Origin of the sequence: Pontivivens marinum (genome assembly GCF_900231835.1) — a bacterium.
In the GTDB taxonomy this organism is placed as follows: domain Bacteria; phylum Pseudomonadota; class Alphaproteobacteria; order Rhodobacterales; family Rhodobacteraceae; genus Pontivivens; species Pontivivens marinum.
Genome location: NZ_OCTN01000017.1, coordinates 1 through 9,208, shown reverse-complemented (window position 1 = coordinate 9,208; position 9,208 = coordinate 1). Strand labels below are relative to the sequence as shown.

Annotated in this window: 7 protein-coding genes and 1 pseudogene; 2 read left to right on the top strand and 6 right to left on the bottom strand. The window is 55.6% G+C overall.

The window, feature by feature from the left end; genetic code table 11:
* Positions 1 to 93 precede the first annotated feature (93 nt).
* Positions 94 to 486: pseudogene (locus CR254_RS17670) on the top strand (PepSY domain-containing protein); the annotation flags it as partial.
* 57 nt (positions 487 to 543) lie between these two features.
* Here CR254_RS17670 and CR254_RS17665 read toward each other — a convergent pair.
* From CR254_RS17665 to CR254_RS17640, 6 genes are all read right to left on the bottom strand, one after another.
* Complete coding sequence (locus CR254_RS17665) at positions 544 to 1,539, bottom strand: endonuclease/exonuclease/phosphatase family protein (RefSeq protein WP_097932363.1); 996 nt, start codon at positions 1,537 to 1,539, stop codon at positions 544 to 546.
* A complete protein-coding gene (gene ugpC / locus CR254_RS17660) occupies positions 1,536 to 2,579 on the bottom strand; it encodes a sn-glycerol-3-phosphate ABC transporter ATP-binding protein UgpC (protein ID WP_097932361.1) in 1,044 nt (347 codons plus the stop codon). The genes CR254_RS17665 and ugpC overlap by 4 nt, the downstream gene beginning before the upstream one ends.
* Before the next feature lie 11 nt (positions 2,580 to 2,590).
* Positions 2,591 to 3,469 carry an ABC transporter permease subunit gene (locus CR254_RS17655; RefSeq protein ID WP_097932367.1) on the bottom strand — a complete coding sequence of 293 codons (879 nt, stop codon included), beginning with the start codon at positions 3,467 to 3,469 and terminating at the stop codon, positions 2,591 to 2,593.
* A 33-nt stretch (positions 3,470 to 3,502) separates the two neighbouring features.
* The gene (locus tag CR254_RS17650) at positions 3,503 to 4,384 is read right to left on the bottom strand and encodes an ABC transporter permease subunit (RefSeq protein WP_097932359.1); all 882 of its coding nucleotides are present in this window, start codon (positions 4,382 to 4,384) and stop codon (positions 3,503 to 3,505) included.
* An 80-nt stretch (positions 4,385 to 4,464) separates the two neighbouring features.
* A complete protein-coding gene (locus CR254_RS17645) occupies positions 4,465 to 5,763 on the bottom strand; it encodes an extracellular solute-binding protein (RefSeq protein ID WP_219618045.1) in 1,299 nt (432 codons plus the stop codon).
* A gap of 392 nt (positions 5,764 to 6,155) precedes the next feature.
* Positions 6,156 to 8,381, bottom strand: coding sequence for a response regulator (locus CR254_RS17640; RefSeq protein WP_097932356.1), 2,226 nt, complete (start codon positions 8,379 to 8,381; stop codon positions 6,156 to 6,158).
* A gap of 424 nt (positions 8,382 to 8,805) precedes the next feature.
* Here CR254_RS17640 and CR254_RS17635 point away from each other — a divergent pair, with 424 nt between their 5' ends.
* Positions 8,806 to 9,069: a transposase gene (locus tag CR254_RS17635; RefSeq protein ID WP_425440299.1), complete on the top strand. Its 264-nt coding sequence runs from the start codon at positions 8,806 to 8,808 to the stop codon at positions 9,067 to 9,069.
* The last annotated feature ends 139 nt before the right edge of the window (positions 9,070 to 9,208 follow it).

Genomic DNA, 9,208 nt, shown 5'->3' with positions numbered 1-9,208 from the left:
GCCTAACACCAGCCGAATATGTTAACCGGTCAAAGGAAGACCAAAACCTGAACAGAGCTAACCTAAATTAGCGGACTCAATGGGGAGCAGGTCACCGTCCATGTGGACCAATATACCGGTCGTATTCTGGCAGATGTGCGTTTCGCCGATTACTCGATCTATGGGCAAGGAATGGCGGTCGGCATCGCTTTTCACGAGGGCGACATGGGCTGGTGGAACGTGATCCTGAACACGGTGTTCTGCCTGTCCGTGATCTTTATCAGTGTCAGCGGTGCCGTCATGTGGTGGAAGCGCCGCCCGTCCAAGGCTGGTCGTTTGGCCGCCCCCCCGATGCCCCGTGATATGCCATTGTGGCAGGGTGCTGCGCTGGTAGGACTGGCCGTATCGCTGGCCTTCCCGCTGGCCGGTTTGACTCTGCTGGCGGTGATGGCGCTGGACGTGCTGATCCTGTCACGCATCCCTGCAATGCGACGCATTCTGACCTAACGCAAAGGGGCGCCGGTCGTTGTGACCGGCGCCCCCACACATCAAATTTTCCGGCCGTTAAACCAGCGTTGTCAGCACCGGATCATGGTCCGATAGCGGTGTGCCGGAGATACCGATGGAGGACAGGATCGCGTTGTCCGCCCCCTCGAACCCGCGCAGGGCGAACCAATCCAGCTTCATCTGTCGTGTGATATGCGGGGTGATCAGGCTGGCACGGGTCGTGATCCCGTCGGGATTTGCGTGCCAGTGATAGCCACGTCCCCGCGCATAATCGAACAGGGTTTCACGCCGCCAGTCGAAGTCCGGCTCCAGATGATTACCGGTGTTCAGATCGCCGCCCAGAACGACCGGCAGATCGCCTGCAAAGCTGTCAACTCCATCCAGCAGGCGTTCCATCTGACCTTGACGATGGGCCTCATCCGCGTTGCTTTCCAGATGGGTGGAAACGGCACAAACGGGGCCTGCCTCGGTCTCGATTATCGCAGCAATTGCCATGCGACCACCAACCCGGGGTTGCTCGGGATCGCTCGCGCCGATGTCGGAACAGAACCAATGGCCGTGATCGTCCAGCCGGATCATGGTCGCATCCCGCATTGGTGCAGCGGACAGGATCGCGTTGCCGTGCCAACCGGCCTCGTTGAAGTCATCCTTGCAGAACTGACGCTCCGTGGGGCCGCCCAGCCCCAGCTCGTGAAACTCCACCCCATAGGCGAAGCACATTCCCAACGCATCCGCCATTGCCGCAGTGGTGTTGCGCTGCCCCGTGCGGGACATACCGGAATCCATTTCGGATAGCAGTATCAAGGTCGGGCTATGCGGGACCAGATGTTCGGCGCTTTGCTCCGGGAACAGGCACCGTTCCAGATTCCACGCGATGACATTCGGGGCCTTTGGCAAAACCTCACGAGTGGCCGTGCCGCCGCGCTGCAGTTCCGTCATCGCCGGAATATCCGCCATCAACGCACGATGCGCCTCGGGCGTGCGCGGGTCTGTCAGGATGCGGTTCCGTTCAGCATCCGTGACTAGGGTTAGCTGCTCAACCACACGGATCATAGCCGCACCCCGCTCTCACCATGAAACAGGTGCAAGGTATCGTTGGGTAAGCTAAGCGTCAGGTCCGTGGCAAGCGGCTGATCATCATTCGGCGCATTAACCGTAAAGGCATTGCCGTCAATCGTGCCGTGCAGCAAACGATTTGCGCCCAGTTCCTCAATCAAGTCCAGCTTGAACGGCGTCGTGCCGCCAATGGTTGCGTCCTCGGGGCGGATACCCAGAACCACCTCGCCCTTATGATCCGCAGGGCGGGCAATGGGCAGGCTCAGCGACCCAACCGCAACAGTGCCATTGCCGTTATAGTGCGCAGGGATCAGGTTCATCGGCGGCGCGCCCATAAAGCTGGCAACAAAGGTCGATGCAGGCGCGCGATAGATTTCCGACGGCGTGCCGATCTGCTCCACCTGCCCGCCATTCAACACAACGATGCGGTCCGCCATGGTCATCGCCTCAACCTGATCGTGGGTCACATACATCGCCGTCGTGTTCAGGCGACGTTGCAGGGCACGGATTTCGATCCGCATCTGGTTGCGCAGCTTTGCATCCAGATTGGACAGCGGCTCATCAAACAGGAACAGCGCCGGATCGCGCACAATCGCACGCCCCATGGCGACACGCTGGCGCTGCCCGCCCGAGAGTTGCGAGGGGCGACGATCCAGATATTCCGTCAGGTTCAGCATCTGCGCGGCGGTGTCCACCTTGGCCGCGATGGTTGCCTTGTCGATGCCGCGGTTTTTCAGGCCATAGGCCATGTTTTTACCGACAGTCATATGCGGGTACAGGGCGTAGTTCTGGAAAACCATCGCGATGTCACGCTCGGCCGGGTCCAGAGTATTCACAATCCGCTCACCGATGCTCAGCTCACCGGTGGTGATGTCCTCCAGCCCCGCAACCATGCGCAGCAGCGTGGATTTGCCACAACCGGACGGGCCAACCAGCACGATCAACTCACCATCCGCAATGTCGAACGAGGTCGGATGAACGGCCTTTGCGCCGTTTGGATAGGTCTTGGAGATATTGGAAAGGCGTACAGTAGCCATTGTTATTGTCCTTATTTATCCGACTCGACGAGGCCCTTGATGAACCAATTCTGTAGAAATACGACGATCAGCACAGGCGGGAGGATCGCGATAATAGACAGCGCCATGGCCTGTCCGTAGGCGGGGATCTGGTTGCTCTCGGCCAGCGATTGGCGGATCTGCTTGATACCGCGCACCAGGGTATACAGCCCTTCATCCGTCGTGATCAGCGTGGGCCACAGGTACTGGTTCCACCCGTAGACAAACATCACGATAAAGATCGCAGCGATCATTGTCCGGCTCAACGGAACCAGGATGTCGATGAAGAATTTCACCGGCCCTGCCCCGTCAATGCGCGCCGCCTCGACCAGTTCCTCGGGGATCGACAAGAAGTACTGGCGGAAGAAAAACGTCCCCGTGGCCGATGCCAGCAGCGGCACGATCAATCCGGTATAGGTGTTTGCCAGCCCCAATCCGGTGATGACCTCATAGGAGGGCACGATGCGGACCTCTAGCGGCAGCAGCAGCGTGGTAAAGATCACCCAGAACGCAAAGGTAGCAAACCGCAGCCGGAAATACACAATCGCATAGGCCGCCATCATCGACAGCACGATCTTACCCAGCGCAAATCCCATGCCCAGGATCAGGGAGTTCTTGAGCATACTCATGCCGGTAATCTCGCCGGAAAAACCGCCCTGCCCGAACATGGCCGCGTCAAAGTTGTTCAGCAGCTCACCCCCGAACAGGAATTGCAGGCCCTCGCGGTGGATGGTCAGGTTTTCATGGCTGGCCGTGGTCAGCGTCATGTAGATCGGCGCCATCATGAACAGCGCGCCAAGGATCAGAACGAAGTGATCCCCGATAACGGATAGCCGAATGCGACGCCCCCGTGGGGCCACCTGCACTGGCATGGAGAGGGTTGTATCGGTCATGTCTTTGTTCCCTCAGGTATAATGAATGCGGCGTTCGAGCATGCGGAACTGGAAGATCGTCAGACCCAGCACCAGCAGCATCAGAACGACCGATTGCGCGGACGAACCGCCAATATCGTTGCCACGGAATCCATCGACAAAAACCTTATAAACCAGTGTCATAGGGTTCGAGGCTGGATTGCCGTACACAATGGTATCGATCACACCGAACGTGTCGAACAGCGCGTAGGTGATGTTGATGATCAGCAGGAAAAACGCGGTTGGCGCCAGCAGCGGAAATGTCGTCTCCCAGAACCGGCGGGTGGGCGACGCATTGTCGATCATCGCCGCTTCCTTCACCGATTGCGGGATCGATTGCAGACCCGACAAGAAGAAGATGAAGTTCACCGGGATCTGGATCCAGATCGACGTGATCGTCATCGCAAAGGCCGTGTCCATATAGTTCAGGCCCAGACGGTAATCATGACCAAGCCAGTTAAACAGGTCTGTCATCGGGCCGATATTCTGGTCAAACAGCATAACGCCGATAAAGCCGGCAACCGGTGGCGCGATCGCATAAACCCACATCAGCAGGGTGCGATAGGTCCGTGCGCCGCGCAAAACCTTGTCAGCCTTTACCGCCAGCAGCAGCGCGGCACCCAACGCAAACACTGTGATGATGACGGTGAACAGGATCGTAAACTGAGCAACCTTCAGATACTCGGATGATGCGAATAACCGCGTGTAATTGTCTGTTCCCACAAAGGTCGAGCCGAAGCCGAACGGATCTTCGAGGTAGAACGACGACTGGATCGCGGTCCATGCCGGCCAGTAAAAGAATATTGCGATAATCGCGATCTGCGGCACCAGCAGGGCCACGGGTAATAGCCGGTGATTAAAGGCTGCTCGTTTCATAAGATTTCATCGTCCTGAAAGCGGAAAATGGCAGCCGCCCGAAAGCGACTGCCTGTTTTACTTAAGTCGGCAAGAAAGGCTTAGCCGCCCTGAGTTTGTGCGAAACGTGCCAGCAGCTCGTCTGCCTCGGTCTTGATGGTCGCGAATGCGTCCTCCAGCTCGACATCACCTTGCAGGAAGCGTGTGTATTCACGGTTCATCACGTCACGGATCTGAACGTAGAAGCCCATGCGATAACCGCGTGTCCACTCACCCGCTGGCAACTGAAGCTGCTGGATGCCAATCTCGGCTGCGGGGAATTCTTCGTAGTGGCCTTCGGACTTTGCCAGCTCGTAAGCTGCCTCGGTCACAGGAACGTAACCGGTCTGCTGGTGCCACATGAACTGAACCTCGGGCGAGGTCAGGTACTCGAAGAATGCTGCGGTTGCCGCATTTTCTTCATCCGAATGACCAGACATCGCGAACAGAGCAGCACCACCGATGAAGGTCTGTGTAGGCTCGGACGTGACGCCCTCCCAGTAAGGCAGGTAAGTCGCGGAGAATTCGAAGTCAGCTGTCTGCTGCAAGCCGCCGAAGGAGCCGGAGGAACCCAGCCACATTGCAACTTCACCCTGCTCGAACGGGGTTGCGTTGTCGCCCCATGCCGCGCCGTAGAAGCCTGCATAGCCCTGATCGACCCAGGATTTGAACGCAGCCCAGTGCGCCATCAATTCTGGCGAGTCCATGTTGATGGTCACGTCCGTGCCGTCATAGCCGTTATTCGCAGTCGCGAATTGCAGGTTGTGACGCGAGAAGAAGTTCTCGGTAAATATCCACGGCATGTGGGACTGGGTCATCGGGATGTAGCCGGCTTCGGCCAGCGCAGGCGCTGTTACGGTCTGGAATTCTTCCCAAGTTACAGGCGCAGTTACGCCAGCAGTCTCCAACGCCTCAACGTTGTAATACATGACAGGAGTGGAGGAGTTGAACGGCATGCCGATCATGGTGCCATCTGCATCGGCGTAGAAGTAACGCACGCCAGCGATGTAATCCTCAATATCGAAATCAGCGCCGGCATCGGTCAGCAGTGTTTCAACAGGAACAACAGCGCCACGTGCGCCGATGACGGTGGCGGCGCCAGCATCAAAAACCTGAAGGATGTTTGGCTGCTCACCCGCGCGGAAGGCCGCGATACCGGATGTCAGAGCTTCCTCATAGGTGCCCTTGAAAACAGGCGTGATCTGAACTTCGTCCTGCGACGCGTTAAAATCAGTCGCGATCTGGTTTACCGTATCACCAAGGCTGCCGCCCATGGCGTGCCAGAATTCGATCTCGGTCTGGGCAAAGGCAGGAACAGCCAGCGCACTGGTCAGCGCTGTAGCGGCAAGAAGGGTCTTCATCGACATGGGGGACTCCACTAGCAAGGGAACACGTTATGCGCTCCGTTTCTGGCGGCACTCATGAAGTTGTTTTTGCGACTTTCAGTGACAGCTATTTGAAGGTTTTATGTCAGCCCCTGCCCGCAGATCGGCCCGCCGCACCCCAATAAAACAAGCATTTTGGTGAATTGTGACACAATTCCGCATGAACTTGAGCAACGTAACCATATGCTCTCTGACAGGTCTAAGCACCCGATAGAAAAGAAGAATAGACCAATTCGTTAAAACCAATCGAACTACCGGCTTCCCCAGCATGCGAAATCGTAACTTGGAGGCGTATGGCGTAGGTCATCACCGACATTCACATGCAATTTTCGACTATGCAGGCATCAAATTGCGTGGGCGACTGGCAGCTATTTTGCAGCTGCCCGCGCATGCGTTGCCAGGATTTCGATAATATCTGCCTTCCGAACGGGCTTCGACAGGTAGCCGTTCATACCTGCGTCCAAGCACCGGTCCTTATCCTCAGCCATCGCGTTTGCAGTTAGAGCGATAATCGGAACTTCGGCTTTGCCGTCCTCAAACTCACGTTGGCGAATGGCGCGTGTCGCTCCCAACCCGTCCAGAACCGGCATGGAAACGTCCATAAACACCAGATCAGGTGCCCATTGATCTATTTGCGCAACCGCGATTTCGCCATTTTCCCAAAAGACCAGTTCAGCAACCATCGACCCGATCATCTTCTGCATCAAGACGCGGTTGATCGTGTTATCCTCGGCAATGGCGACGCGTAGATCGCAGCTAAAGGCGTGCCCACCGGTTACCACCTTCAGCGGCACGGGTTCCGGTTTAACGACAGGTGCCGCTTGCGCAGCCGCGTTGATAGTCGCCTTTAGATCAATGGTTTTGAATGGCTTGTTCAGGAAGCCCGATATTCCCAAACGCTCCGTCCGGCTCTTGAGCGTTTCCAGATTGCCAGATGACAGGAAGATGATGGGCAAATCCGCAGTCCGTGGATTGGCACGAATTGCCTCGGCCAGATCGGCGCCAGAACGCCTTGGCATGTGGTGATCCAGAATTGCGATGTCGAACACCCCGTCACCCTCTTCGCTTGCCAGCAATTCCAGCGCTGCATCGCATGAGTCCACGGCAACCGAGGTCATGCCAAAGCTTTGCAATCTGTCGGTTTGGATACGGCGGTTCACCTTCAGATCGTCAACAATCAGGGCATGTATCCCGGCCAAGTCGATTGGCTCAACAGGTACGTCTTCTTCAGGGACAGGAGCAGCGGGAAATGGCAGCGTAAACGAAAACTCAGTACCGACGCCCATCTTGCTGGTGAAGTTGATTTCGCCGCCCATCAGCTTGATCAGCTTGCGAGTGATGGCCAAGCCTAGACCGGTTCCCTCAATCTCCCGTGTTTCACTGCTTTCGACTTGCTCAAAGTCAGCAAAAATCTTGTCCTTCTTATCCTCGGGAATACCGATGCCCGTATCCCTGATCGCAAATGCTAATCTGTCCTGATCGGCCGCACGGACACTGATTTCAATGTGACCGGTCTTGGTGAACTTCACCGCGTTGCCGATCAGGTTCAGCATACACTGACGCAGGCGGGCATCGTCGCCACTGACCCAGACGGGAATATTGTCATCAATATCAATACAGAGTTCCAGATCCTTCCCCTCAGCCGCAGGGGCCAGCAAAATTGCGGCGTCCTGGATGCAGGAATGGATGTTAAAGGGATGGTTGTTAATCGAGATGTGGCCGGATTCGATTTTAGAGAAATCGAGCACGTCATTGATAATGACCAGCAGCGCATTTGCAGATTGCATGATCGTTGCGGTGAAGGATTTTTGTTCAGGGTTCAGATCGGTTTCGTTCAACAATTCGGCCATGCCAATCACGCCGTTCATGGGCGTTCTGATTTCATGGCTCATATTGGCCAAGAACCGGCTCTTAGCCTTGGCCGCGGCGCCCGCCGCCTTACGCGCCTCGGATAGGTATCTGTTATAACTCCGCAAATTCCGCACGAAATAGATCAGGATGCCGAGCGGCACCAAAGCGGCGATGATCAGAATATAGGAAATGGCCTGCGATAACTCACGAAATCCGCCGAAAATAGTCTCACGCGCTTCGGATACATCTACATAGATTTCCACGACGCCGATAATCTGACCGTCCTCGGTCAGAGGCAGGTAGTTTTCCGCATACCAATCCGGTCGGTTGTCGCGCAAACGCCCATCATTAATGACGGAAACCGGCGCGCCCGTGCTCAGAACATCTAGCGCCCTCGTATTTGTTTCGTCATCGATCAGGAATTCGGCATCATTTACATCAACATCGTCGGATAGCAGGATCAGCTGTCCATCAGTGTTGAAAATCTTGAACCTGAACACATCGACGAAGCTGCGCGCCTCGTTCAGGGTCTGCAATTGCTGCGTATCAACCGCACCCTGCTCAATAACCTGCGAAAACCCACCGATTTGCGCCGAAAAATGGGTCGCCCATGTATTCGCACTGGCCTCGGACCGTGCGATCAGAGTTTTATTTGCCAGTATATTGGTCTGCTTATTGATCCCGATAACAGTGCAGATCACGGTGAGCCCAATGGCGACGGTGAGTACCAAGTTCCGTTTCAACTGATCACTCCCTCGGTCCACTAAGAACCGATATCTTGCAGGTCAAACTCATACCTGACCATGACCAGCTTTGATCACGCCCCGACATTTCAATAAATCACATGCACCACACGCGCTCATCAATTAGATTCGAGTGAATTGGACACCGAATACCTACCGCAACTTTCGCAACACACGTAAATTCTCGTAGTTGTAAAAAATATGCGCGCATATGTGGAATTTGTCGACTCTCTAACCGGATAGGACAACGAGGCAAACGCATAGCATGGTAACAAACAGCAATGTTTTTAGCGCAAGCCTTTCAGATATAAAAACGTGCTGACATTGGCGATTTCGCATCACCGATACGCTGCGCGTGACCTGCCCCCTGAAACTTCCCTCACTTTAATGCAGAGCTTGCTCAACCTTTTGAAGGAGCAAACAGATGCGAAAGAGCCGTTTTAGCGAAGCCCAGATTATTGGGATGATCAAAGAGCAAGAAGCTGGGGTGTCGACTGCGGATGTGTGCCGCAAGCACGGCCTCAGCCAAGGAACGTTTTACAAGTTCAAGTCTCAGTATGGCGGCATGGAGGTGTCAGATGCAGCAAAGCTGCGTGCGGTCACGGACGAGAATGCCAAATTGAAACGTCTTCTGGCGGATACCATGCTGGACAACGTCGTCCTGAAATATCTGCTGGGAAAGAACTAACGACATCAAGTGAACGACGGGAAGCTGCACTTCGGGCGATGCGAGATCATGATATCTCGCAACGTCGGGCGTGCAGGCTCGTTGGTGTCGATCCCAAAACTGTCAGACGCGACCGTCCGCCTGACAATCCTGAGATACG

Excerpts from the sequence above, each read along its gene's own strand:
- CR254_RS17665 (WP_097932363.1), bottom strand. The coding sequence starts at position 1,539 with ATGATCCGTGTGGTTGAGCAGCTAACCCTAGTCACGGATGCTGAACGG.
- ugpC (WP_097932361.1), bottom strand. The coding sequence starts at position 2,579 with ATGGCTACTGTACGCCTTTCCAATATCTCCAAGACCTATCCAAACGGC.
- CR254_RS17655 (WP_097932367.1), bottom strand. The coding sequence starts at position 3,469 with ATGCCAGTGCAGGTGGCCCCACGGGGGCGTCGCATTCGGCTATCCGTT.
- CR254_RS17650 (WP_097932359.1), bottom strand. The coding sequence starts at position 4,384 with ATGAAACGAGCAGCCTTTAATCACCGGCTATTACCCGTGGCCCTGCTG.
- CR254_RS17645 (WP_219618045.1), bottom strand. The coding sequence starts at position 5,763 with ATGAAGACCCTTCTTGCCGCTACAGCGCTGACCAGTGCGCTGGCTGTT.
- CR254_RS17635 (WP_425440299.1), top strand. The coding sequence starts at position 8,806 with ATGCGAAAGAGCCGTTTTAGCGAAGCCCAGATTATTGGGATGATCAAA.